The 26,719-nt window shown below is 36.5% G+C and carries 21 protein-coding genes; 13 read left to right on the top strand and 8 right to left on the bottom strand.

Going from position 1 to position 26,719, the window contains the following annotated elements:
- Positions 1 to 204: 204 nt before the first annotated feature.
- From BCL90_RS10680 to BCL90_RS10665, 4 genes are all read left to right on the top strand, one after another.
- Positions 205 to 1,980 (top strand): AMP-dependent synthetase/ligase, encoded by a 1,776-nt coding sequence (locus BCL90_RS10680; protein ID WP_121283961.1) that lies wholly within the window; start codon positions 205 to 207, stop codon positions 1,978 to 1,980.
- Entirely contained in the window at positions 1,952 to 3,673 is a 1,722-nt protein-coding gene (gene ggt, locus BCL90_RS10675; protein ID WP_121283960.1) for a gamma-glutamyltransferase, read from the top strand. The genes BCL90_RS10680 and ggt overlap by 29 nt, the downstream gene beginning before the upstream one ends.
- A gap of 138 nt (positions 3,674 to 3,811) precedes the next feature.
- On the top strand, positions 3,812 to 5,521 hold the full coding sequence (locus BCL90_RS10670) for a DUF885 family protein (RefSeq protein ID WP_121284600.1): 1,710 nt from the start codon (positions 3,812 to 3,814) through the stop codon (positions 5,519 to 5,521).
- A 337-nt stretch (positions 5,522 to 5,858) separates the two neighbouring features.
- Complete coding sequence (locus tag BCL90_RS10665; protein WP_121283959.1) at positions 5,859 to 7,181, top strand: OmpA family protein; 1,323 nt, start codon at positions 5,859 to 5,861, stop codon at positions 7,179 to 7,181.
- 314 nt (positions 7,182 to 7,495) lie between these two features.
- Here the strand turns inward: BCL90_RS10665 and BCL90_RS10655 are convergent, their stop codons facing one another.
- From BCL90_RS10655 to BCL90_RS10625, 7 genes are all read right to left on the bottom strand, one after another.
- Positions 7,496 to 8,800: an HlyD family secretion protein gene (locus BCL90_RS10655; RefSeq protein ID WP_121283957.1), complete on the bottom strand. Its 1,305-nt coding sequence runs from the start codon at positions 8,798 to 8,800 to the stop codon at positions 7,496 to 7,498.
- The gene (locus BCL90_RS10650) at positions 8,790 to 10,982 is read right to left on the bottom strand and encodes a peptidase domain-containing ABC transporter (protein ID WP_121283956.1); all 2,193 of its coding nucleotides are present in this window, start codon (positions 10,980 to 10,982) and stop codon (positions 8,790 to 8,792) included. Before BCL90_RS10650 ends, BCL90_RS10655 begins: the two co-directional genes overlap by 11 nt.
- Entirely contained in the window at positions 10,979 to 12,070 is a 1,092-nt protein-coding gene (locus BCL90_RS10645; protein WP_121283955.1) for a hypothetical protein, read from the bottom strand. Before BCL90_RS10645 ends, BCL90_RS10650 begins: the two co-directional genes overlap by 4 nt.
- A 159-nt stretch (positions 12,071 to 12,229) precedes the next feature.
- Complete coding sequence (gene gwsG, locus BCL90_RS10640) at positions 12,230 to 13,162, bottom strand: grasp-with-spasm system ATP-grasp peptide maturase (protein WP_121283954.1); 933 nt, start codon at positions 13,160 to 13,162, stop codon at positions 12,230 to 12,232.
- A gap of 240 nt (positions 13,163 to 13,402) precedes the next feature.
- The gene (locus BCL90_RS10635) at positions 13,403 to 13,609 is read right to left on the bottom strand and encodes a hypothetical protein (RefSeq protein ID WP_134380432.1); all 207 of its coding nucleotides are present in this window, start codon (positions 13,607 to 13,609) and stop codon (positions 13,403 to 13,405) included.
- 78 nt (positions 13,610 to 13,687) lie between these two features.
- Positions 13,688 to 13,885 carry a hypothetical protein gene (locus BCL90_RS10630; RefSeq protein ID WP_134380435.1) on the bottom strand — a complete coding sequence of 66 codons (198 nt, stop codon included), beginning with the start codon at positions 13,883 to 13,885 and terminating at the stop codon, positions 13,688 to 13,690.
- A gap of 155 nt (positions 13,886 to 14,040) precedes the next feature.
- Positions 14,041 to 14,235, bottom strand: coding sequence for a hypothetical protein (locus tag BCL90_RS10625; protein WP_134380438.1), 195 nt, complete (start codon positions 14,233 to 14,235; stop codon positions 14,041 to 14,043).
- 325 nt (positions 14,236 to 14,560) lie between these two features.
- Between BCL90_RS10625 and BCL90_RS10620 the strand changes: the two genes are divergently transcribed.
- Both BCL90_RS10620 and BCL90_RS10615 read left to right on the top strand, forming a co-directional pair.
- The gene (locus tag BCL90_RS10620; protein ID WP_121283950.1) at positions 14,561 to 16,474 is read left to right on the top strand and encodes a histidine kinase; all 1,914 of its coding nucleotides are present in this window, start codon (positions 14,561 to 14,563) and stop codon (positions 16,472 to 16,474) included.
- On the top strand, positions 16,467 to 17,228 hold the full coding sequence (locus BCL90_RS10615; protein ID WP_244094995.1) for a LytR/AlgR family response regulator transcription factor: 762 nt from the start codon (positions 16,467 to 16,469) through the stop codon (positions 17,226 to 17,228). The genes BCL90_RS10620 and BCL90_RS10615 overlap by 8 nt, the downstream gene beginning before the upstream one ends.
- Positions 17,229 to 17,496: 268 nt before the next feature.
- On the opposite strand, the gene BCL90_RS10610 is transcribed toward BCL90_RS10615, so the two are convergent.
- Entirely contained in the window at positions 17,497 to 18,450 is a 954-nt protein-coding gene (locus tag BCL90_RS10610; protein WP_134380441.1) for a hypothetical protein, read from the bottom strand.
- A gap of 134 nt (positions 18,451 to 18,584) precedes the next feature.
- On the opposite strand from BCL90_RS10610, the gene BCL90_RS10605 reads away from it, so the two are divergent.
- The 7 genes from BCL90_RS10605 to BCL90_RS10575 all read left to right on the top strand — a co-directional run bounded on the left by BCL90_RS10605 (position 18,585) and on the right by BCL90_RS10575 (position 26,717).
- Positions 18,585 to 19,019 carry a MarR family winged helix-turn-helix transcriptional regulator gene (locus tag BCL90_RS10605; RefSeq protein ID WP_029277114.1) on the top strand — a complete coding sequence of 145 codons (435 nt, stop codon included), beginning with the start codon at positions 18,585 to 18,587 and terminating at the stop codon, positions 19,017 to 19,019.
- Between the two features lie 78 nt (positions 19,020 to 19,097).
- A complete protein-coding gene (locus BCL90_RS10600) occupies positions 19,098 to 21,503 on the top strand; it encodes a 3-hydroxyacyl-CoA dehydrogenase/enoyl-CoA hydratase family protein (RefSeq protein ID WP_208529789.1) in 2,406 nt (801 codons plus the stop codon).
- A 151-nt stretch (positions 21,504 to 21,654) separates the two neighbouring features.
- Positions 21,655 to 22,830, top strand: a complete 1,176-nt coding sequence (locus BCL90_RS10595; protein ID WP_121283947.1) for an acetyl-CoA C-acyltransferase — start codon at positions 21,655 to 21,657, stop codon at positions 22,828 to 22,830.
- Between the two features lie 105 nt (positions 22,831 to 22,935).
- Positions 22,936 to 23,289 carry a four helix bundle protein gene (locus BCL90_RS10590; protein WP_121283946.1) on the top strand — a complete coding sequence of 118 codons (354 nt, stop codon included), beginning with the start codon at positions 22,936 to 22,938 and terminating at the stop codon, positions 23,287 to 23,289.
- 273 nt (positions 23,290 to 23,562) lie between these two features.
- Positions 23,563 to 25,356 (top strand): acyl-CoA dehydrogenase family protein, encoded by a 1,794-nt coding sequence (locus BCL90_RS10585; protein ID WP_121283945.1) that lies wholly within the window; start codon positions 23,563 to 23,565, stop codon positions 25,354 to 25,356.
- Between the two features lie 287 nt (positions 25,357 to 25,643).
- Positions 25,644 to 26,090 (top strand): FKBP-type peptidyl-prolyl cis-trans isomerase, encoded by a 447-nt coding sequence (locus BCL90_RS10580; RefSeq protein ID WP_121283944.1) that lies wholly within the window; start codon positions 25,644 to 25,646, stop codon positions 26,088 to 26,090.
- Positions 26,091 to 26,225: 135 nt separating this feature from the next.
- Positions 26,226 to 26,717 (top strand): FKBP-type peptidyl-prolyl cis-trans isomerase, encoded by a 492-nt coding sequence (locus BCL90_RS10575; RefSeq protein ID WP_244094996.1) that lies wholly within the window; start codon positions 26,226 to 26,228, stop codon positions 26,715 to 26,717.
- Positions 26,718 to 26,719 lie beyond the last annotated feature (2 nt).

Raw genomic sequence — 26,719 nt, 5'->3', positions numbered from 1 at the left:
TTATATTTTTTAGGTAAAAATTCAGTTGAATAAAAACAATGCTTGCATAGTAATTTTGTAATCGCTAAGTTTATTAAAATATTTTAACAGAAAGTAAATACAGCGTTTTAATAACTACGAGGTGTTATTTTCATTAAAAAGGCATAATAGGTAGCAATCTTTATGTTTGATTTTTTTAACTTAACCAAATAATATACAATTGATATGGCGGCAGAAATTAAACGGGTTTTTGATCTTTTGAAATACAGCCTCGAAAATCCTAAGCAGGAATTCATCAGCGGAAAAATTAACGGAAAATGGATAAATTATAGTACAGTCGATTTTTGTACCGCTGTAGATAACCTAAGCCGTGGATTAATTAAACTGGGTATAGGCAAAGGCGGTAGGGTTGCGGTAATGTCGCATAACCGGCCTGAGTGGAATATTGCCGATTTTGCAGCCAACCAGATCGGGGCTTATCAGATTCCTTTATATCCAACTTTAGCCGAGCACGATATTCAGTTTATCTTAAAAGATGCAGAAATCTCCATTATTTTTGTAGCTGATGAAGAATTGTATAAAAAAATCAAACCTTGTGCCGATGCCATAAACCCGGATATTAAAATTTATAGCTTTAACGAAATTGCGGAAGCCGAAAACTGGAATACGTTAATTGAACTGGGCAAAGCGAGTACGGATATTGATTTGGAAGAATATCGCGCAAAAGTAACACCCGAAGATGTTTTAACCTTAATTTATACTTCTGGTACAACAGGAACACCTAAAGGAGTAATGTTAACACACAATAACTTAGTCGCAAATTTTGTAAACTCGGCTGTGGTTATTCCAGAAGGCGTTAAAAAAGGTTTAAGTTTTCTGCCTTTATCGCACATTTTCGAGCGGATGATCATTTATTTATATCTGTTCAATTATACAGGAATTTATTATGCCGAAAGTATGGAAACTATCGTAGCCGATATTCAGCATGTAAAACCCAATGTGTTCTCTACCGTTCCAAGGCTTCTTGAAAAAGTGTATGATAAGATAATGGAAAAGGGTAAAGCATTAACAGGAATTAAAAAAGGAATTTTCTTCTGGTCGGTAGCTTTAGCAGAAAAATATACCATTGATGCGGGTGCCTGGTATAATTTTAAATTGGGGATTGCCCGTAAGCTGGTTTTCAAAAAATGGCAGGAAGCATTGGGCGGCGAAATTGTAGTGATCGTATCGGGCGGGGCAGCACTAAATCCGCGTTTAGCCAGAATCTTCTGGGCGGCTGGTATGCCTGTTTTTGAAGGCTATGGACTAACCGAAACCTCACCAGTAATAACGGTTAACCATTTAGGCGGAACCATGTTTGGCACCGTTGGTGAAGTAATTAAAGGTGTGGAAGTTAAAATAGCACCAGATGGAGAAGTTTTAACCAGAGGACATCAGGTAATGAAAGGTTATTACAACCGTCCTGATTTAACTGATGAAGCGATAGATAAAGAGGGATGGTTCCATACCGGAGATATTGGAGAATTGGTTGATGGTCGCTTTTTAAAAATCACCGACCGTAAAAAAGAAATGTTTAAAACAGCAGGCGGTAAATATGTTGCTCCACAAATGCTGGAGAATAAATATAAAGAATCAATTTTTATCGAACAGATTATGGTTTTGGGTGAAAACAGAAAATTCCCTTCTGCACTCATTGTTCCAAATTTCGAAACCTTAAAAACCTGGGCAGGCAGAAAAGGTATTACCTTTACGTCGAATGAAGAGATTATTAAAAACGAACAGGTACTCACTAAATATAACGAGGTTATTGAAGCTGCGAATGTAGGTTTTGGTAAATGGGAGCAGGTGAAAAGATTTGCACTGTTACCTAAAGAGTGGAGCATAGATGGTGGTGAGCTTACCCCAAAATTAAGTTTGAAAAGAAAAGTAATTACCGAGAAAAACAATGAGGTAATCGAAAAAATATATAAGGATGCGGAAAGCTATAAGGCCCCTCAATAACTTTAAAAGACCGTTAATATACCTAAGTGTTGTGCTGTTACTGGCTGGTTGTGTAACCGGGCAATTGGGCAAAAACAATAGTGGTGAATATAAAAATGGAATGGTGGTTTCTGCCCATCCGGAAGCATCGCAAGTGGGGATAGCTATTTTAAAAAAGGGAGGAAATGCAGTTGATGCAGCTGTTGCTGTTCAGTTCGCTCTTGCTGTTGTTTACCCAAACGCGGGGAATATTGGTGGGGGCGGTTTTATGGTGTATCGCGGTGCAAACGGCGAAATAAGTGCCTTAGATTTTAGAGAAAAAGCAGCCGCAGCAGCCAGCAGAGATATGTATCTCGATTCGGCCGGCAATCCAATTATTGATAAAAGCCTTTATGGTCATTTAGCGGCGGGCGTACCAGGATCAGTAGATGGTATGGTGGAGGCACACAAGAAATATGGAAAGCTTTCCTGGGCACAAGTGTTGCAGCCAGCAATAGACCTGGCGCAAAACGGTTTTAAAATAACCAAACGGCAGGCTGGTGAATTGAATAGTTTGCATAGAACATTTATGGATTTTAATCCTGATGGAACGGCCTTTGTAAATTTAGAAAAAACTTGGCAGGAAAATGATCTTCTGATTCAACAGGAATTGGGTAATACCCTAAAACAGATCCAGGAAAAAGGCAGGGTAGGTTTTTATGAAGGCGCTGTGGCCGATTCGCTTGTGGCAGAAATGAAGCGCGGCAAAGGACTCATAACAAAAGAAGATTTAAAAAATTATCACGCTACCTGGCGCAAACCCATTACAGGGAATTATAGAGGTTATAAAATTATTACTATGCCGCCTACTTCGAGTGGAGGTATAGCCCTGATCCAATTGCTCCAATCTGTAGAGCCTTATCCTTTAAAAAAATGGGGGCACAATGCCGATTCAACCGTACAGATAATGGTAGAAGCTGAAAGAAGAGTGTATGCCGATCGGGCGACACATTTAGGCGATCCTGATTTTTATGCGGTTCCACAACAACAAATGTTGAGCGCCGACTATAACAAAAACCGTATGGCAAACTTTAGCTGGGCAGCGGCAACACCAAGCAGTGCTGTTTTGGCCGGCGAAATAAAAGGAGCAGAGCACGAAGAAACCACACATTTCTCCATTGTAGACCGCGATGGAAATGCCGTTTCCATTACCACTACTTTAAATGGTTCTTACGGATCGTTAGTTGCTGTAAAAGGGGCTGGGTTTTTATTGAATAACGAAATGGATGATTTTTCTGTTAAACCTGGTGCACCCAATATGTATGGCTTAGTAGGGGGAGAAGCAAATGCCATTGCGCCCAATAAACGAATGTTGAGCTCTATGACGCCGAGCATTGTAGAGAAAGATGGAAAACTATTTATGGTGGTGGGTACGCCAGGCGGATCAACCATTATCACTTCCGTATTTCAAACCATTATTAATGTAATCGATTTCGATATGTCTATGCAATCTGCTGTGGCTGCTAAAAAGTTTCATCATCAATGGCTACCGGATGAGGTGTATATAGAAAAAGATGCTATCGATAGCTTATCAATAGAAAAATTAAAAGCAAAAGGTTATAAAATCTTGCAAAGAGGCCCAATTGGCAGGGTTGATGCCATTTTAAGGACAAAATGGGATAACTATCAGGGTGGTGCCGACCCCAGAGGGGATGATAAAGCTATTGGCTGGTAGCCATTTTAGCGTAACAAATGTATGATCTGCCTAAGTTAATTTAGTCTAATATCTTTAAATAAGTTACATAGTTGCCCTGCAGCAATGCTTAGTGGTTTAGTTATATTGCATCAACCAATTCAAAATAACCAGATCGCTATGCGCAAACTATTTTCTCTATTTTTGTTTCTGACCGTTGCGGTACAATCACGCGCTCAAACTAATGAAGCCAGCCTGGTAAGTCCACTGATTAATCAATACCAATCAGACGGGACCATGCTTAACCGTAAATATGCGCTCAAGCGATCGGATGAATACTTTACGCGGATGGAAAGCTTTTATTCCGAATGGAAAAAACAGTTAAGGGCGTTGCCTTTTAAAAAGCTAACCGTAAACGAAAGGGTAGATTATATTTTGCTTAAACGCGATATCAAATCAGATTCGGCCATTTTGCAACAGCAATACGCCGAATTTAAAAGCAATATTTTTACTTTACCTTTTGCCAAAATAGTATTAGATTTTGAGGCAAAACGAAGGATTGGTACACAACAAGACGGTAAAATGATCCAACAACAGTTTGAACAACTGAAAGAGGCTATTCAGAAAACAACAAAGGCAGTAAAAAATAAAGATTTGATTGTGACACCGGTACAGGCTTCCTGGGCGCAGCAAACTGTGAATCAATACCTGGCTGTATTTACTGAAGCTTATAAATTTTATGATGGTTACGATCCGCAATTTACCAAAGCCACAAAAGCAGTTTATCCGGATGTAGTAGATGCATTAAAGGAATATGCTGTTGTACTGGATAAAATAGCTAAACCCTCAAGTGCCAAGGATGATGGAAGTGGTATTATTGGTAATCCGATAGGAAGAACAGCCTTATTAAGCAGCTTAAATGATGAGATGATTGCCTATACACCTGAGCAGATTAAGGCTATTGCGATGAGGGAATTTGCTTGGTGTGATGCCGAAATGCTTAAAGCCTCACAATCAATGGGCTTTGGTAACGATTGGAAAAAAGCATTGGAAAAAGTCAAAACCGATTACCCTGAGTTAGGTAAACAGCCTGAACTTGTTTATGAACTAGCCAATGAAGCCATCAATTTTGTAGAAAAAAATAAACTCATCGCCATTCCTCCCCTGGCCAAAGAAGGCTGGCGCATGCGCATGTTAAGTCCGAAGGAACAATTATTTGCACCGTTTTTTCTGGGTGGCGAATCCGTATTAATTGCTTATCCGACAGAAGACATGAGCGAAGATGCGAAAATGATGACCCTGCGCGGTAATAACAGGCATTTTTCCAGAGCCGTAGTTTTTCATGAACTTATTCCGGGCCACAACCTTCAATATTTTATGCAAAGCCGCTACAAGCCTTATCGCAAAGTATTTGGTACTCCTTTCTGGACGGAAGGCTGGTCGCTGTACTGGGAGATGTTGCTGTGGGACCAGGATTTTGCAAAATCTCCTGAGGATAAAATTGGAATGCTTTTTTGGCGCATGCACCGTTGTGCGCGTATTATTTTTTCCATGAATTACCATTTAGGTAAATGGACACCTCAGCAGTGTATTGACTTTTTAGTAGATCGTGTAGGTTTTGAGCGTGCCAATGCATCGGCAGAAGTACGCAGATCTTTTACCGGTGGGTATGGGCCGTTGTATCAAATTGGATACATGTTAGGCGGATTACAATTTAGGGCATTGCACAAAGAATTGGTAGAAAGCGATAAAATGACCAATATTGAGTTTCATAATCGCATATTGCACGAAAATAATATGCCCGTAGAAATGGTAAGGGCCTTGTTAACCAACCAGCAATTACCAGAAAATTTTAGTGCCAGATGGAAATTTGCCGGTGATATCAATTGATATATAATAAGGTAGTTACAACATCAGATGATAATCGACCAGAAGGAGCGATTTATAAATATTATCTGTTATTCAGAACTGCTTTTAAAATCCGAAATCAGTATTGATCTGTAAAATGGCTGTTGAAACAGATTTTGAAACTTAAGTTTTTTATAGAAATCCATAAAATGAGCCGCTTTTAGCGGTTTGCTTACTGTGCTAACGATTTTTTTATCTCTACATGTTTGCTTCATAGGTAATTAGTGTTGAAAAGTTGATAAGTATTTTTAACCAATTGTATTTTTGGTATGGCTATTGTAAAGACTGAGAGACGCTATCCAACGTTATACAGAAAATTATGAAACTACAATTATTCAAAACCCTACCAGTTGCACTCGCTGGTTTATTAATTGGGTCGGTTGCCTCAGCTCAAGAAAGCCCTGCAACTTCAACAACAACTTTCAGAACCTGGTCTGTCGGCGTAAACGCCGGTGTACTTACACCATTATCACCATTGGGTGGAAAAAATGATTTCAGTAATAACAAATCAGGTTTCGGTTATGGCCTTTACATTAAAAAACAATTTACACCTTATTTCTCTCTTCGCTTAGATGGAGTTCGTGGTAAATTAAAAGGCGATAATACCGAGCCTTATGAAAATGGTATGGTAAACGACTCTCCTGTAAAAGCTTTCGATACTCAATTGTCTTATTCAGGAAGTTTAAATGCTGTAGTAAACATGTTCAATATCGATATGTTTAAAAAAGAGAATGCTTTACAACTTTATGCTTCTGCCGGTGCTGGTATTGCAGGTTATAAGCCTACTATTACCACAGCAGGTAGTACTTTTTTATATGCAGGTGATAAAAACATCAATGAATTGATTATTCCTGTAGGTTTAGGTGCTAAGTTTAAAATCTCTGATGCGGTTAACTTCGATTTAGGATGGACAATTACATTCCTTGATGGCGACAACTTAGACGGTTACTACAGAGGCGGTAATGATAAATACAACTATGCTTATGCTGGTTTAGAATTTGCTTTAGGTAGCGGAAAACAATTGGCTTTCCATAATCCGGTAGCTTTAACTTATGATGAAGCATTAAAAGCAAGACAAACTGCAGATGGTTTAAAATCTGATTTGAATGCTCAAAAAGCTGAGAATGCAAAACTACGTTCAGAAATGAACGACATCCTGAAAGATACAGATGGTGATGGTGTTGCAGATAAATTAGATAAATGCCCGGATACACCAGCAGGAACTGTTGTTGATGGTGCTGGTTGCCCGTTAAAAACTCCTGAAAAAGTCGTAGAAAAAGTAATCGTAACAGAAGAAGATCGTAAAGTTGTTAACGAAGCGATTAAAAACTTAGAGTTCGATTTAGGTAAAGCAACCATTCGTTCTAAATCTTATACTTCATTAAACAGAGTTGCAGCATTGTTAATCCAGAAAAATTTCAGTTTAAAATTAGCTGGTCATACAGATAATACAGGTTCAAAAGAATTAAACTTGCGTTTATCGAAAGATAGAGCAGAATCTGTAAAAGCTTACTTAGTTTCTCAAGGTGCAAATGCATCACGTATTGAAGCTACAGGTTACGGTATGGGCCAACCAATTGCTACCAATAAAACAGCAAAAGGCCGTCAGCAAAACCGTCGTGTAGAGTTTACACTTTACTAGTCTGTTTTTTTAACACATATATTAAAGCGCCCCGATTTATCAGGGCGCTTTTTTGTGACATTTTTTTTTCAATATATCTTGTAACTGGGGCAGATTTTAATGGCAGAGTATTTAGATGTGGGTCAAAGTAGCCTATTGGGTAATAGATTTCGTAAAAGAAGTTGTGCAGGTAGCGGAGGACTTATTTTTGAAAGTACATCCCAAGAACCGATTGAAAGCCCATAAGTTTAACCGGCAAGTTTTTGAAAAGAGATGTAAGACAGTGCGGTATTTTAGCGATACAATCGTTCCCCGGTTACAATTAAAGGTAATTATTAACTATGGTTTTTAAGAAGTGCCTTAAACTGGTTAAAAATTCTCTCGATAAGCCTTAGGTCATCAGTAACAATTTCTGCATTACCTTTTAACTCTTTATCAAAATTAAGGTTTTTGTTATAAGAAGTTTTTAGGCCTTTTGGAAGACTTACATCAACATAGTAATTCCCTTTTTCATCAGGAGCAAAAGAGACATTATGCACCCTTCCTTCTACAATGCCATATTCCTGGTAACGATAGTTATCTAACTTTATTAGAACTCTTTCGCCTATAACAATTTTACCAGAATTGGTTGCTGGTACCGACATTCTGCCTACCAGCGCTTTCTTATTACCCGGTAAGATAGATAAAATAGCATCACCTCTTTTAATAAACTGGTTTTCTCCCCAAAATTGTTGAAAACTTGCGGTACCGTCTGTAGAAGAAACAATTAAATAATTTTGTTCCCATTGTTTTAAAGATTTTCTCAATTGCTCAAACAGCTGCAAGGTTTGAGAAGCAAAATTTATTTTGTCTTTTTCGGCATTTATTGTTGTACCGTCTTTTGTTTTATTGAGGTTAGAAATAGCTTCGTTTGTTTGCGATAATGATATATCTATATTTTCCAAACTTTGCTGTGCCTGCAAAAGTTTAATTTTTTCATTTTCGAACTCCGAAGCAGAGATCACTTTCTGACTAAAAAGTTGTTGGGTACGCTGGAAATTTTTTTTAATAAGGTCGAATTTAGCAAGTTCAAACGATTTCTGCCTTTTCAGTGTGATAATTCTGCTGTTATATATCGCTATATTTTGGTTGTTGGCTAGATTTTCCGGGGCATAAGGCTTAAGCCTTGCAAATAATTTTTCGTCCTGAAATGCCTTGGCAAACGCATTATAATCACTTTGTAATTCTCCTAATTTAAATGTTGAGATTTGGTTAACCGGAAATGAAAGTAATTGTGAAGGAGATAACTCATCTATTATTTTTTTGAGTGCTAAAAGATCGTCATAGTTTGCGGTAGATTGCAGTACCATTAACACCTCGCCTTTTTTTACTTTTTGGTGATCTTTGATGAAAATTTTTTCAATTTTCGAATCGCTTCTTGCCTGCAGTTTTTCAGGCGGGTTTTGTGAGGTTACCATAATAGGGGCAGGTATAAATTCCGGATATTTTATAAAATAGCTCATTAATAAAACCATTATTATAATACCTAAAATAACAACACTTCCCCAACGCAACATCCAGTGAGGTGGTTGTGAGAGTACATCCTGTACACTTTCAGAACGTAGTTCTATATTGTCTAATATATCTTTCTTAGTTTCCAAGCTCTAATTGGTTTTTGATCAACCTGTAGTATTCTCCTTTTTTTGCAACCAATTGCGCATGGTTGCCTTCTTCTGCAACCTTGCCTTTATCCAATACAATAATTTTATCAGCATGTTTTACTGTAGATAACCTGTGGGCAATAACAATAGCAGTTTTTCCTTTAAAAAACTGCTCTAAATTTTCAATAATAATTTTTTCATTATTGGCATCGAGCGCACTGGTAGCTTCATCAAAAAAAATGTACTCCGGCGATTTATAAACAGCTCTTGCAATAAATAATCTTTGTTTTTGTCCGCCACTTACGCCAAGACCTTCATTGCCAATTTTAGTGTTATAGCTTAAAGGCAGGTTTTCTATAAAATCTTGTATGTTGGCAAGTTCTATTGCTTTTCTCAATTTTTGTTTGTTAATAGTTTCTTCTCCAATGGCTATGTTATTGGCAATGGTATCGTTAAAAACATAACTTTCTTGCATCACCACGCCACAATGGTCTCGCCAAAAGCTGGGAGAAATATTTTTTATATCGGTATTACCAATTTTTATTTCGCCTTTGTCAGGCTCGTAAAACTTGGTTAATAATTTTAATAAGGTGGTTTTACCACTGCCACTGCTACCAACAATGGCGGTTGTTTTTTGGTAAGGGATGGTTAGAGTTAAATTTTCGAATACAAAAGTATCAGAACCGGTATACCTGAAAGAAATGTTGTGAAGTGTGATATCACTTTTCGGGATTTCTGAAACATATTCTTCTGCCTTACTTTCTTCATCTTCTTTATCATGAATTTCTCCCAGCCTTTCTAAAGAAATTTTGGCATCCTGGGTTTGCTTAATAAAATCTATTAGTTGCAGTAAAGGGCTATTTAACTGGCCGATGATATATTGAACTGAAAGCATCATTCCCAACGTTAAATTACCGCTTAAAACCAGTTTGGCTGCCAAAAAACTTATTAATATATCTTTTATTCTGTTGATGAAACCGCCACCTACTGATTGCCATTGTTCTAGCGAAAGTGACTTTATCTGAATTTTGAACAATTTTACCTGCAAAAACTCCCAGCCCCAGCGCTTCTGCTTTTCGGCATTATGCATTTTTATTTCTTGCATGCCGTTGATCAATTCTATTACCTTACTTTGTTCCTGAGAGATTTGAGAGAACCTTTTATAATCAAGTTCTTTCCTTTTTCCCAGAAAAAAAGTAATCCACACTATGTATAAAATAGCACCTGTTAAATACACCAGAAACAACCGATAATCGTACAATAACAATACGATACTAAAAATAACCAGGTTAACTAGTGAGAATAAGGTATTGAGAGAAGAATTGGTTAATAGTTGTTCTATTCTATGGTGATCGTTTATTCGTTGCATGATATCTCCCGTCATTCTGGTATCAAAAAAACTGATGGGAAGTTTCATCAGTTTAATAAAAAAATCGGAGATAATAGATATATTTATTCTGGTAGATAGGTGAAGTAAGATCCAGCTTCTAATTACTTCAATGCCTGTACTGCCTAAAAAAAGCATTACCTGCGCCAATAAAACCAGATAAATAAAGTTAAGATCCTGGTTTTGTATGCCAATATCTACAATACTCTGGGTAAGGAAGGGAAAAATAAGCGATAATAAACTACCTGCCAATAGCCCAATAGCCAGTTGTACTACAAGCGATTTATATTTGAAAAGGTACTTTGATAGAAAAGAAAAGCTTGTTTTTTTTTCTTCTTCATCAAATTCGTTACTATAAAATGAAGGGCTGGTTTCTAAAATAAGCACAATGCCTTCTTCGGTTTGGTCGTGTGCATTTTCACCAATCCAACTTTTAATAAATTCATTTTTATTGTAATTGATAAGGCCATAGCTGGGGTCTGATATATAAATATTGTTTCTTTTATCAATTTTATAAACAACTACATAATGGTTTTTATTCCAATGTACAATGCAAGGCAGTGGTGCTTCGGTAGTTAAGGTATTAAAATCTATCTTAACACCTAGCGACCTAAATCCCAAAGTTTCTGCAGCATTGCTGAGCCCTAACAAGCCACTGCCCTCCCGGGTGGTTTCAGAAAAATCTCTGATTTGCTGCAAGGGAATGCTTTTGCCGTAAAATTTGCTAATGATGCGCAAACATGTTGGCCCACAATCTTTTGAGTCAGGTTGTTTGTAAAACGGGAAAGACTTCATATTATGGACCAAACCTTTTTAAATTTTTCAGCTAATTTCTTTTTTTCAATTGCTATTCCAGATTCTGTAACAGCAACTCCAGATTCTCTTAAATTAATGTATCCATCCTCATGCTTCCATTTAGATAGGTACGGATTGTAAGAACATTCTACCTGATGGTACCATTTCTCTGCTCCTTTAGCAGGGACACGGCTATCTATACACATATATCTAAATTCACAATCGCTACAAACAAGGGTGTTGTTTTTGTTTATTTTTCCTAATTCGCTAAACGTATCTGAAGAAATTATATTAAAAAAATCAGCTTTGCTAATCGTGTTTAAGTTGCCAAAATTTTCTATGTTATTTAAGCCATTCTTAATATTCCCATTTTCATCAATACATACTTTGCCAAAATAATAAGAATGATAATTATACGATTCTAAAAAATGATCTGAATTAACTACAAGATTATCAATAGTAAAATGCTGTTTATAATCAGAAAATTGTTGTTCAAAAAAATTAAAATAAATATTGTTATATAATTTATTCTTATCAATTGTGTTGTTGCAACCGAAAAAATTAACCGAAAAAACGAGGTTATAGATGCCTAGTTGTTGACGGACTTTTTCGAAACGTTCATTATCAAAATTTTCAATATATAAATAGACGTTATCAATTTCTAAAGCATCTATTTTTTCTAACACCTTTAATAAATCATCATTAATGCTTGGTGCAATTATCGATAGATTTTGAATGTATTCGGTTTCAATAAAATTGAAAAAAATTGGATTTATGTTAGCATGCACAATAGCATTTGTAAGCAAATTGGGTGTTGCTAAACCTCTCTTTAAAGGTGTAAATCGATTTTTATTATCTTTAGCAGAAACTTTAAATATAATTTCTTCTTTCAACAAAAAATCAATTAATTCTTCCCTTTCATTATCGTCCCTAATTTTATTAAAGTTGATGAAGTTATTCGTGTTTAGTACTGTATAATGCTCGTTAGCTATAAAATAATAATCTTTTCTATTAATATCGTAAATAATAGCCCTATTATAACCTTTTATCGGAATGCATAATTGGTTTCTTAAAAATAATCCGTTCATATAGGTGATTTATAAAATAAGTCTAATTGTAAATTAGTGGTGCTAAATATTTTCGAATGCCTGATTTTAACCAGATATGCAGGTTTTTCTTTTTTGATTAAAGATTTTAAATGGATAGGCGCGTTTCCTTTTTTTATTTCGAGGGCTATTTTTTTCATGTTATAAATTTAAAGCAATCTCTTTTTCTAAATTATAATTACAAGGATATGAAACCATACCAAACTGACCTATGGGATTAAGATCTAAAAAATAATATTGATGGTCATCTTTTGAAAAAACTACATCGAACGATGCACAATTTAGACCTATTGCATCTAACATTTTTTTTATTTTACGTTCGTAGGTCCTAGGAAATTGATACGGAGTTACGCGATTAGGTTTAGCAAAATCATAGTTTCTAAAATCTACATTGGTTTTGTTATTATTTTGAGAAAATATGGCCATGGCATAAAAACTGCCATTTAGGTAAAAGCACCTTATTTCGTAGTCTTTTATAATATTCCGTTGAAAAAATGTGGGAACAAATTCATTAGGCAATCGCTGTATATCTTCCTGGGTTATCTCTGAAGTGTATGATAAATGAATAGAATTACCAGCATCGAAAATAGAAAAGGGAGCATCTATTGGTTTAGATATGATGCTTTTTTCTTCATTGTAAAAATCTGTTAATATATCTTTATTTCCTGTAACCGTAAAGTTTGGTGCCAGTATGTTAAATCGGTTGCATAAATCTAAAACATACAGTTTGTTAATATCTCTTGTTCTAAAATTATTTATTGAGGCTTTTTTGTCTAATACATAGCGGAAGTATTGCGTTAAACTTTCGTTTTCTGAGTTTAAGTATTTATTAATCAGTTTTTTGCTTAAAATTTTTGAAAAATTTATATCGCCTCTCCTGTACCAGATTTTGGTTATTTCTTTACTACTAATACTTTTTCCATCAATACTAATAACAAAATCGTTTTCTTTTAGAGAAATTAATTTGACATCAGTATTTTCGTTAATCCTGATAAATTTTTTGTTCATATTTATCAGCCAATTAATAACCCTGCTGGTCGAATAGTCGTTGTTAATAGAAAAAATTATGATCATTTTGTTGCCAAGTTTTTAAGTCGTGCAATGATTGAATACAATACCATTATACTTTTTATATATTTTTTATAGCTAGCGACTTACTAAAAAATGGAGAATTTGACCTCTCCATTTTAGTTGTTTATTAATAACAGTTGTTTATATCACTAAATCGTCCATTTCCTTTATACGTTATTAACTAACGGTCAGTACAACAATGCTTACAACTACTGATATATACCCACTATAGTACTCATCAACTTACCAACAGTTTTCATATAATTGGTGTGTCCCACTAGATAGTACATTTCCTTTATCATCATACTGCGTATTTTGATGATCAGGACAGTCATCAGTACCAGTTCGCGTTGCACAGTAACTATATGTAGTGCCCATCGATTTTCCACCATTGATTTGGCTGTTTTTTAAATCAATTCTTTTTTCTAGTAAACCATTCTTAATTTTCATGATAATGATATTTTTAATTTAATACTTTTTTAATTTAATTGTATTTTACACTATTCTTATGGGCAAATCATATTTTTATTAAGGGCATGAAACATCTGTACAGCTCGATAGCCATTTGTCCTTATCAGTAGTAGTAGTGTATGCTGTATCTGAACAACCGCCGCTGCTGGTGCTACATGAACTTACCTTTTGAGTTTCTTCCATTAATCTTCCGCCATTGATTTGGCAATTGCTTAAATCAATTCTTTTTTCTAATAAACCTTTGTTCGTTTTCATTTTGTTAAAATTTAAATTGTTAATCATATTCGCCAACTTGCCCTGGCGTTTGGGTAATTGTATGTTATTGCTTTATATGCGCCACAAGTAATATTAATGGAGGTTGATATATCGTAGGGCAGTTTCATGTTAAAAATTAATGTTTTAGCACGCTTTTATTGTAAGCTATAGTTTAAGTAATCTGGTAGTGCCACATCTTTATCATTTGCATTCAGAGTAGTACAATCCGGACAATCACCAGCTTGTGTTGCGGTAGATGTTAGAACATGTGTCTCACCTGATCTTCCGCCATTGATTTGGCAATTGCTTAAATCAATTCTTTTTTCTAATAAACCTTTGTTAGTTTTCATTTTGTTGAAATTTAAGTAGATAATCAATTTCGCCAACTTACCCTGGCATTTGGGCTATGCTAATCAGCAATTTGCATATACGATGATAAGTGAAAAAAATATCAGCCCAAACCCCAAACCCATATCCGAATGTTAAGTGCAAATATTCGTAGTGTTTCATCTCATATTCGAAATAATTAAACTCATCATTTATGATATTGATTGTTTAACTACGGATATCAAATTAAGCCCAACGAATATTTACCGGTAGTTTCTAATCCGTTATCTATTGTTACTTTTAAAAAAGTTTTACATTAAATGCTTTTTCCGCTTAGCTAAAAAAATAATGAGCTTAAAAATAAATATTGCTGTTTCTATAATTTCCCTATGCATTGTCTCATCCTGCGGGCCAAAAAAAACGCCGAAAAGCGATATTAAAAACCAACAGGTTAATACTGTTACAGAAAAGGATTACCTGCAGAAAATATTCGACTTGGATACCCTGCCAACCGGTAAGGGCAAAACGGCCATTATCCTAAAAGAAGAAAATGTTTTTAAACAGGATGCGAACTACAATACCAACCCATTTTATCATTATTTTAAAGCAAGAGCTTATGAATTAGAAAGAAAAACAGATAGCGCCATAATTGCCTACAAAAAAATGAAAATCAAAAAAAAATGGGATGATATTGATTTGCTTAAAACTTGTAGCATAGTTGACCATTCTATAAATAACGGCATAATGGTAGAGGCTGTATTAATGAACCAGATTGTTGCTGCCACGCAAATAGCCGAACGTAAAAAGAGCAAACTGGTTTACAAGTATTACGATTTACTGGCAAAAGCTTACTACCAAAACGAAAACAATAAACAAGCACTTTATTATTCGGAACTTTACTACCAACACCATCCGCACAAATGGCACAGGGTAGTTAAGCAACGCTATTACGATATTTGTTTTTTGTTGGCATCCAGGCTTCAGGATTATAAAAAGATGTCCGGTTACAACGCCAAAGCTCGCCTTTTGGCTAAAGCTATTCTCGATAGCATGGCCCTGGCACGTACGTATGATAACGAAACGCAGATTTATGCCTTGCAAAAAGATTACCGCAACGCTTTGAAAAGTAGTAAAATCTATTTTAATTATTTAGCTAAGATAAATATGCTACATGATGTTGCCTTCAATAATCTGGCAAAAAGCTATTTAAATGTCAATCAGTCAGATAGCGCCATATTTTATTTTAAAAAAGGTCTGGAGCTGGCTAAAAGTAACAATCCCGAAAAGCAGAAAAGTTATTTGTACAAGGGATTAATTGATGCCTATGCCATGAAGGGCGATTATAAGCAAGCATTTAATGTTGCCCTTAAGGCCCATGCGATAGAAATAGAAGATTTAAAAGCTATTGATGTTGTTAAAATCCAAGAATTGCACGAAAAATATGAAGCAGGAAAAAAAGACCAGGATATTGCGGTTTTAAAAAGTAAAAACCAACTTAGCGAAAGTATTATCCGCCAGCAAAAATGGCTGATTTTCTCAGTTCTTATTGTGTTCTTAGGAACAATTGCATTAATTTATACTATATATAGACAGCGGAGTTTAAAAGAGAAAAACAAATTATTGCGCAGCGAAAACGAAAGGCTAAACATCGAACAAAAATTGTTGCAGGCACAATTAAATCCACATTTTGTTTTCAATGCCATAGCCAATCTGCAAAGCCTTATCGCATCGGGCGATACTTCTGAATCAGTACGTTATCTTTCTTTTTTCTCTAAGTTGCTGCGCAATGTGCTGGAGCAAAGCCGTAGAGATTTTATACCTATAGATGAAGAAATTGCATCATTGCACAATTATATGCAGCTACAGCAAATGCGTTATCACCATCTTTTTGATTATGAGATTGTAGCTGATGAACTTGATGCGGAATTAACACTTATTCCACCTATGCTGGTGCAGCCTTTTATAGAAAATGCCATTGAGCACGGTTTTAGGGATATCCAGTATAAAGGTATGCTGAAAATTCAGTTTAAATTGGCCAATGGACAATTATTAATTACGGTAGACGATAATGGAAGCGGCATTACCAGCAAAGGCAAATTGCAGTCAGGTAAAACCTCGTTGGCACAGGTCATATTAAAACAAAGATTACAGGCATTGTTTAAGCTAGACTGCCAACAGGCTAATTTTGCAATTGTAGATAAAAAAATAAATAACGATAAAGGTGTAAAAGTCCAGATAACTATTCCAGCGGTATATGATTAAAAACGAGATGAAACTTTATATTCTTGAAGATGAGGTACTCATATTGCAGCACTTGTTGCAAATGTTGCAAAAAATCAGTTTTCTTCAGGTCGTTGGCCACTCAGCCTATGTTGCAGAAGCATCAAAAGAAATTCCGCTTTTAAAGCCAGATATAGTTTTGGCCGATATCAGGCTTAAAGACGGTGATAGCTTTACCCTGTTTAATAATATTGATATTGAAGATTTTCAGCTTGTATTTCTTACAGCTTATGATCAATATGCCATACAGGCGCTTAATTTAGGCGCTTTCGCCTACCTGCTAAAACCTATTGAGGATGATGCTTTAGCTGTAGCGTTAAAAAAATGCTATCATTACCGCGAGCAGGAACTATTTAACAGGCAACAACTGCAGATAGCCCGTAGCCATTATTTAGAAAACGGTATAAATAATAGCAAGCGTATCGCTTTAAAAAGTTTAGAATATATAGAAATTGTTTTAATAGAAGATATTATGTACTGCCAAAGCGATAAAGGTTACACCACTTTCTATTTAAAAGATAAACGCGAAATACTGGTTTCTAAAGGATTAAAGGAGTACGAACTGATGTTATTGCCAATGGGTTTTGTTCGGTGCCATCAATCTTACCTCATTAACTTTAATTATGTAAAGAAATATTTTCGGGAAGGCTTTTTGCAAATGTATAATAATAGCCAAATTCCGGTTTCCAGCCGTAAACGGGAAGAAGTGCTTAAATATTTGCAAAATATCTCTTGATGGTTTAAGGTTTTAAATGAGAACCATCTTGCTTTTACAAGCCCTTGGTTCAAAATACTATTAGTCTTTTCAAAATTGAAATCTGTTTTGTTAGTCTCGTGTGCTTAGTTGATCATTTATATAAATTGTGGTCCTGAACGCAGTGAAGGAGCTTTGTTATGCAGGCTTTGTGAAATGGCCTTGTGCGATTGTAAGACAAGTGGTTCTCTGCCAGGGATTCTTTACTGCCTTCAGAATGACAGCAAAATAGATTTTGTTCAAACTCAACTTATTTAAGCGAAACAATTACCTTTTTAATCTCGCTTAAATCATTCATCTCAAAATTTGGCGATTGGGGGTAAAAGCGCTGATAAATAATTTTATCGTCTTTGCTATCGTAAACACTGATTATTTTATCGCTGGATCGCTGTGTGTAAACTACATATTTAACACTGGCAGTTTTATTCAGAATTAAACTATCAAGCTCTTTGTACGGTATAAATTTAAGTTTGTAATTATAAGGTTCAGCAATAATACCTGAAGGTGGTAAAAGTGTTAATCTTGAAGAAAACACTTCCTTAATATATTCTGGTATATAAAGTGTTTCCTTTGCCAATTCAGGCAAGCGTACTTTATTGTAAAATTGATAATCGATACTACAGTTTTCATTTGCGAGCAATCCATCATTAATCTGTTTTAAATAACCGGTTAAAAAGCCTGGCGACCAATTGAAAAAACTAGACTTGTTATAGAAATATGATAAAATATTATTTTTTATACTTTTTTTGCTCCCATATTGTTGGTCTTGCGTTCTGACCAGCAGATTGGTGTTAGGATCAGCAAAAAGCGCAACTGTTGCCAATATACTTTCTTCCTTTACCCTGGGCTTTTTAGATGGCGTTAATAATTTCAGTGCATAAATTATATTCACGTTGGATATACTGTCTGACTCCTCTGCATAAGCATCGAAATAAAAAACTGAATAATTTGCAAGCGTATCATAACGGGCCAGCTCTTCGGGCTTAATAATTTTATATGGTGTAATTGTCCAGTTTTTTTTAATGGCCTGGTCAAATTTTGCCAGCTCAGCGTAATCAGCATACTGCAAAGTAAATAAGGTGGTTGTTTTTTTGAAAACTTCTAATTTTTGGCTATTGAATAGGGCTTTTCCGAAATAAGATACCTGGCTTCGGCAAATTGTAGCCCATAATATGAATAGACTAAACAAGAGTGTTTGTTTCATTTTTAACATATAATGTGTTTTCATTTTGTGTATGACTATAATAAGAAAAATTTGACAAATATTTTGAATTTTTCTATTGCATTAACAAAATACATTCATTAGCTTTGTTATGCAAGCATAATAAATTAGTGAAAATGAAACAACAACAAACCATAGATTACCATGTTAAGTTTGCCTGGCAAAATATGTTTAATAAGTACAATCAAATGGCATCTGGTTTTGGGATTACCCAAGCCATTGGTTATATGCTTATTAATATAGATGATGCTGAAGGAACTGCGGTTTCTAATTTAGCCGGCTTGCTTGGCGTTAAGGCAACCAGTTTATCGCGTATGTTAAATAACATGGAAGAGGCTAACCTCATTTACCGTGAAACATCTGCAGGTGATAAACGTTCGGTAAAGGTTTTTCTAACTGATTTTGGTAAAGAGAAAAAGCAGCTGGCCAAGGGGGTTGTGCGAAAATTTAATGAATATCTTGATGAGCATTTCTCGAAAAAAGAAAAAGAAACTTTTATTAACCTGCTCATTAAACTAAATGATATCACAGTAGCCTATACTGTAGATTAATAAATTATAATAATCAAATCTGTTTGGTAGGTAACTACATAAAATGGTTCTATCAGATTAATGAAAAGCAAATAGATAATGAAACGAAGCATTAATAAAGTTGCAGTTTTAGGGTCGGGTATTATGGGGTCGCGTATTGCATGCCACTTCGCCAATATTGGTGTTGAGGTTTTGCTATTGGATATTGCCCCTAAAGATTTGAGCCCTGAAGAACAGGCAAAAGGATTAACACTGGATAATCCAATTGTAAAAAACCGGATCGTAAATACAGCTTTGCAAACGGCTGTAAAAACAAATCCATCACCGGTTTATACCAAAAAAGCATTAAATAAGATCAAGACTGGAAACTTCGACGATGATATGTCGAAGATTGCAGGTTACGATTGGGTAATTGAAGTTGTTGTAGAAAATCTTGATATCAAGAAAAAAGTTTTCGAACAGGTAGAGCAATTCCGTAAACCAGGTACTTTAATCACTTCAAATACTTCTGGTATTCCTATCCATTTAATGGCTGAGGGAAGAAGTGAAGATTTTAAATCGCATTTCTGCGGAACACACTTTTTCAATCCGCCCCGCTATTTAAAATTATTGGAGGTTATTCCAACGCCACATACGCAACCGGAAATTGTAGATTTCCTGATGCATTATGGTGATAAGTTTTTAGGTAAAACAACTGTTTTATGTAAGGATACGCCAGCCTTTATTGCCAACCGTGTGGGGGTTTATTCCATCATGGCATTGTTACATCTGGTTGAAAAACTGGATCTGACAGTAGAAGAGGTTGATAAATTTACAGGGCCAGCATTGGGCAGACCAAAATCGGCTACTTTCCGTACGTCTGACGTGGTAGGTTTAGATACCATGATCAAAGTGGCTAAGGGGCTTTATGATAACTGTCCGGATGATACAGCACACGATTTGTTTAAACTTCCTGTATACGTGCAAAAAATGGAAGAGAACAAATGGCTGGGCGATAAAACTAAACAAGGTTTTTATAAAAAGACCAAATCTGCTGACGGTAAAACCGAAATCCTGGCATTAGATTTAAAAACCCTGGAATATAAGCCTCAACAAAAAGTAAAATCGGCGACTTTAGAAATGACCAAGCCGGTGGAGAACCTTCGTGATCGTATGAAGATTTTTGCCAAAGGAAAAGATAAGGCGGGTGAATTGTTCCGTCATTCTTCTTTCGGTTTATTTGAATATGTATCAGACAGAATCCCTGAAATTTCTGATGAATTGTATCGTATTGACGATGCCATGCGAGCAGGTTTTGGCTGGGAACTTGGCCCCTTCGAACTTTGGGATGCCGTTGGCGTGAAAGAAGCCATCGAAAGAATGGAGCAATATGGCAATAAAGCTGCGGCTTGGGTACACGAAATGCTCGATGCTGGAAATACTTCATTCTATAAAGTAGAAAACGGCGTCAAAAAATATTACGATATCCCTTCTAAAGGTTATAAAGCTTTACCGGGAACCGACGAGTTTATCATTTTAGATAACCTCCGTGAAAATAAAACGCTTTGGAAAAACTCAGGTGTTTCCATTATTGATCTGGGCGATGGCATTCTGAATGTAGAATTCCACACCAAAATGAATACCATTGGCGGTGATGTAATTTCTGGTATCAATAAAGCGATTGATATGGCCGAGAAAGATTACCGCGGTTTGGTTATCGGTAACGATGGTGCAAATTTTTCTGCCGGAGCAAATGTGGGAATGATTTTTATGATGGCGGTGGAGCAGGAGTGGGATGAATTGAACATGGCGATCAGAACGTTCCAGAATACGTCAATGCGTATTCGTTATTCTTCTATTCCGGTTGTGGTGGCGCCACATAATTTAACCTTAGGCGGTGGTTGCGAGTTTAGCTTACATGCCGATCATGTACAGCTATCGGCCGAAACTTATATGGGTTTGGTTGAATTTGGTGTGGGCGTTATCCCTGGTGGTGGCGGAACAAAAGAATTTGCTTTGCGTGCTTCTGATGAATTTAAAGACGATCAGATTGTGCAAAATGCCTTGAAAGATCGCTTTCTAACCATCGGTATGGCCAAAGTTTCCACTTCAGGTTACGAAGCCTACGAACTGGGTTATCTGCAGAAAGATAAATTCTCGATCTCGATGAACCGGAACCGTTTACTGGCCGATGCAAAAGCTAAAGCGATAGAACTTGCCGATGCTGGTTATACGAAACCTGTACAACGGAATGATATTAAAGTATTAGGAAAGCAAGGCCTTGGAATTGTGTATGCTGGTGCAAATAGCATGTACGCCGGGCATTTTATTTCTGAGCATGATAAGAAAATATCCGAAAAATTAGGTTATGTCATGTGCGGTGGCGATTTATCGGCTCCAACGGAAGTAACCGAGCAATATTTATTGGACCTGGAAAGAGAAGCTTTTCTATCACTTGCTGGTGAAAGGAAGAGTTTGGAAAGGATTCAAAGTATTATTACAAAAGGGAAACCGTTGAGGAATTAGTGAGGTAAATGTTGAGATATCAGTATCAAGATAAGAGTATCAAGTATCAAGATACGATTGTCGAAAAAAATTACTCATAGTAAATAACAAATAAAATAATAATGCTAGAATTAAGTCTCGATACTTGATTCTAACTACTAGATACTAAACAATGGAAGCATATATTATAGCCGGATATCGTACAGCAGTGGGCAAAGCACCCCGTGGCGTATTCCGTTTTACAAGAGCTGATGATTTAGCCGCAGAGGTAATCAGGGCTTTAGTGGCATCAGTTCCGAATTTAGATAACGAACAGATTGATGATGTAATAGTAGGTAACGCTACACCAGAGGCAGAGCAAGGCTTAAATATTGGCCGTATGATCTCGTTGATGGGTTTAGATACCGATAAAGTTCCTGGTGTTACGGTGAACCGCTATTGTGCATCGGGTTTAGATACCATTGCCACTGCAGTTGCTAAAATTAAGGCTGGCATGGCCGATTGTATCATTGCAGGTGGCGTTGAGGTAATGAGCGGAATGCCTTTCGGTGGCTGGAAACTGGTGCCTAATGCAGAGGTTGCAAAAAACAATCCAGACTGGTATTGGGGCATGGGCTTAACCGCTGAGGCTGTTGCTAAAGAATATAATGTGAGTCGTGAAGATCAGGATGCATTTTCGTTAAAATCTCATGAGAAAGCTATTCATGCCATTAAAAACGGTCATTTAAAAGATGGCGTTTTGCCAATTACGGTGAACGAAAATTACCTGGATGCCAACCTGAAAAAGAAAACCCGTTCTTACGTGGTTGATACCGATGAAGGTCCGCGTGCTGATACTACTTTAGAAAAGCTGGCGAAACTGAAACCTGTATTCGATGCAGTTGGAAGTGTAACCGCGGGTAATTCATCGCAAACATCTGATGGAGCAGCCTTTGTGCTGGTGGTTTCTGAAAAGAAAATGAAGGAATTGAATGCTGAGCCTATTGCCAGGTTGGTAAGTTATGGTGTCGCAGGTGTTCCGCCACGCATCATGGGTATTGGCCCAATTGAGGCGATTCCAAAGGCATTAAAACAAGCAGGTCTGAAAAAAGAAGATATCGATTTAATCGAACTGAATGAAGCTTTTGCCTCACAATCATTAGCTGTAATCAGAACATTGGATTTAAATCCTGATGTAATTAATGTAAACGGTGGTGCAATTGCATTGGGGCATCCGCTGGGCTGTACCGGTGCAAAACTGACCGTGCAGATTATGAATGAACTAAAAAGACAAAATAAAAAATACGGAATGGTAACCATGTGCGTAGGAACCGGACAGGGTGCGGCGGGGATATTTGAACTTTTTTAGATAGTATCGAGATATGAGTATGTAGTATCAAGATTTAATAGCAAGGTGAATAAACCAGTTAATAAATCATCCCAACATATTACTCAGTCACTAATACTAATAAATATGCACAATTTTAAAGAATTAAAAGTTTGGAAAAAATCAATCGACTTAGCTGTTGAAGTTTATAAAGCGACGTCGCTCTTGCCGAATGAAGAAAGATTTGGATTGATTTCGCAAATGAAAAGATGTTCGGTATCAATTCCTTCGAATATAGCTGAGGGTTCTGGCAGAGGAAGTGGTGCTCAATTCAAATATTTTTTGAACATGAGCCAGGGTTCAGTTTTTGAATTAGAGACACAATTGATTATTTCAAATCGACTTGAATTACTAGATGATGAATTGTCAGCCGATTTGATTGAGAAAACTACTGAGATTCAAAAAATGGTTTATGCTATGGATAGGAGTATTAAAATATGAAGAAAGTATCAAGATTTGAGTATCGAGTATCAAGATTCCAGTTTCGAGCTTGATACCTGATACTCGCTACTGAATACTTAAACCCAGCGACATCCAGTTTCGATCCCTGTCTCGATACCTGATACTCGCTAATAGATACTTAAACCTAGCGACACCCAGTTTTTCGAGCCCTGTCTTGATAGCTGATACTCGCTACTGAATACTTAAACCCAGCGACATCCGGTTTTTGAGCCCAGTCTTGATACTTGATACTCGCTACTAGATACTATTAAAATGGAAACAACTGAAAAAAAGACAATTAAAGGCGGTGAATTCTTAATTAAGGATACCACTTATCAGGAAGTATTTATTCCTGAAGAATTTGATGAAGAGCAGCAGATGATTGCACAAACCTGTCGCGATTTTCTGGCGGCTGAGGTTTATCCCAATTTAGATAAAATTGATAAACAGGAAGATCCTGAATTGATGCCAACACTTTTAACCAAAGCTGGCGAATTGGGTATTCTTGGCGTTTCAGTACCGGAAGAGTACGGCGGTTTTGGTAAAAACTTCAATACTTCTATGCTGGTTGCAGATGTGGTAGGGGCCGGACACTCTTTTGCTGTAGCACTTTCCGCACATACAGGCATAGGCACTTTGCCGATTCTATATTATGGTAACGAAGAACAGAAAGCAAAATATATCCCTAAGCTGGGTTCGGGCGAATGGAAGGCAGCTTACTGCTTAACTGAGCCAAACTCGGGTTCGGATGCAAACTCTGGTAAAACAAAGGCCAAACTGAGCGATGATGGTAAACATTATATCATCACGGGACAGAAAATGTGGATTACCAATGGTGGTTTTGCCGATATTTTTATCGTTTTCGCGAAAATTGATGACGATAAAAACTTAACTGCATTTATTGTGGAGAAAGATTTCGGTGGCATCACCATGAATCCGGAAGAGCACAAAATGGGGATCAAAGGATCTTCAACCCGTCAGGTTTTCTTTAATGATTGCCCTGTACCTGTTGAGAATATGTTGAGTGACAGGGAAAATGGATTTAAAATCGCGGTAAATATTTTAAACATTGGCCGTATCAAATTATCTGCGGCTGCTATCGGTGCTTCAAAAGCAACTTTAAATACAGCGATTAATTATTCGAATGAAAGGATCCAGTTTGGCCGCCCAATTTCTAAATATGGGGCCATTCGTTTCAAAATTGCAGAAATTGCGGCTAAACTTTATGCTGTTGATTCAGCAAACTATCGTGCCGGACAGAATATTGATGATACTTACGATCAATTGGTTGCAGGTGGAATGGAATCTGGCAAAGCAAGGCTGAAATCTGTAGAGCAATTTGCGGTAGAGTGTGCCATTTTAAAAGTATGGGGCTCTGAAGCATTAGACTACACAGTAGACGAAGGTGTACAGATTTACGGTGGAATGGGATTTAGTGCCGACGCGCCAATGGATAGGGCTTATCGCGATGCCCGTATTAACCGGATTTTCGAAGGTACAAACGAAATTAACCGTTTGTTGACCGTTGACATGATGCTGAAACGCGCGATGAAAGGCGAATTGGATTTAATGACGCCAGCCACTGCCGTAGCAGCCGAATTGATGAGCATCCCTGATTTTGGTGAAGAAGATACCACCTTATTTGCTGCAGAGAAAAAAGTACTCTCGAATTTGAAAAAAGCAACTTTAATGGTGGCTGGTGCTGCGGTTCAAAAATTGATGATGACCTTAAGCAAAGAGCAGGAAATTTTAATGAACATTGCCGATATGGCCAGTTATGTTTATGTGCTAGAATCTGCACTATTGAGAACAGAAAAATTAGCAAGTACCCGTGGAGAGGAAGCAGTTGCAGGCCAATTGGATCTATTAAGAATTTATTTAGTAGAAGCGGTTGACGGTATTGCCAAAGCAGGTAAAGAAGCACTTTGGGCTTTTGCCGAAGGTGATGAGCAACGGATGATGTTGGTTGGCTTGCGCCGGTTTACAAAAGTAGAGCCGTTTAATGTTAAAGATGCCCGTCAAAGAGTTGCACAACAGCTTATTGAAGCAAATAAATATATTTTTTAAGGTAGGTTTAGGGTGTAGGGCTTAAGGTTTAGGGTTTGGGTGCATTACTCAAGCGCTAAACCTTTTTTTGTGCTTGGCTTTGGAGATTCGGGTTAATAGTACCACGAATGCTGACAATTAGCTCTGACTGAAACGTTATCCTTTTTCTTGCAGAATCCATAATATGCTGTCATGCTGAGGTACGAAGCATCTGCAAGCGATTAAACAGATGCTTCGTGCCTCAGCATGACAGAAGTTGAAAAAATAATAAGCCTTTAGCTTTATGATATTAAATCCTATTTTTGCGCATGATTAAATTTAGATTCCTCACCATACTCTTTTTATGTGTAGCTATAGTTTCATCTTGTAAAAAAGATGAGGATCCTGAAAAACAGATTACTGATTTCATCAAACAAAATAATATCAATGCCGTTAGAGATAACTCTGGCTTATATTATCAGATCATTAAACCTGGTTCGGGTTCTTTTACTTATCCCAGCAATACTAAAATCACCATTAAATACGAAGGCAGGTTATTAGATGGAAGTGTATTTGATAATGGCGGCGGCAAAGAACAGACCTTTAATCTGGCAGAATTAATACAAGGCTGGAGAATAGGCATTCCTAAAATCCAAAAAGGTGGTGAAATCAGGTTAATTGTTCCACCAGGTTTAGGGTATGGAAGCGGAGCCGTAGGTTCTATTCCAGGTAATTCGGTATTAGATTTTACCATACAGCTGTCTAATACACAATAAGATTAAAGACCAAAGAATTCAAAGAAAATTTGGATTATCAATTTTTTGAAAATACTTCTTTGGTCTTTATACTTTTTAAAATTGTTAAAATAGGTTAAAAATTGTAGCATCCGTATTAAAAGCTTATTTTTGCGGATGATGGTTAAGTTTAAACATATTATTTTATTGCTATGCCTGGCAGGATGCTTTGCAGCTTGTAAGAAAAATGTGTCTATTGATGATTCTTACGATCCTACGCCTCAATTTAAAACGGATACCGCTGCAATAAGTGCTTTTGTAAAGACTAATAATATCCCGGCAACAAAAGATGCAAGTGGTATTTTTTATCAGATTATAACTCCTGGGACAGGTAACGTAAGTTATCTAAATTCAACGGTCATTACTGCAGATTATGAAGGTAGATTATTAAACGGTACTATTTTCGATAGCTCCAAAGGAACTCCAATCTCTTTTAAACTTGGAAATGTTATTTTAGGATGGCAGTTTGGGATTCAAAAAATACAAAAAGGGGGTAAAATCAGATTGATCATACCGTCTTATTACGCTTATGGAACACAATCACCCTCATCTTTGGTTCCAGCAAATTCAATACTTGATTTTACAATAACACTTACAGACGTACAATAATA

The sequence above is a fragment of the Pedobacter alluvionis genome (genome assembly GCF_003664035.1).
Lineage (GTDB): Bacteria > Bacteroidota > Bacteroidia > Sphingobacteriales > Sphingobacteriaceae > Pedobacter > Pedobacter alluvionis.
This window is presented reverse-complemented; position numbering and strand designations above follow the sequence as displayed.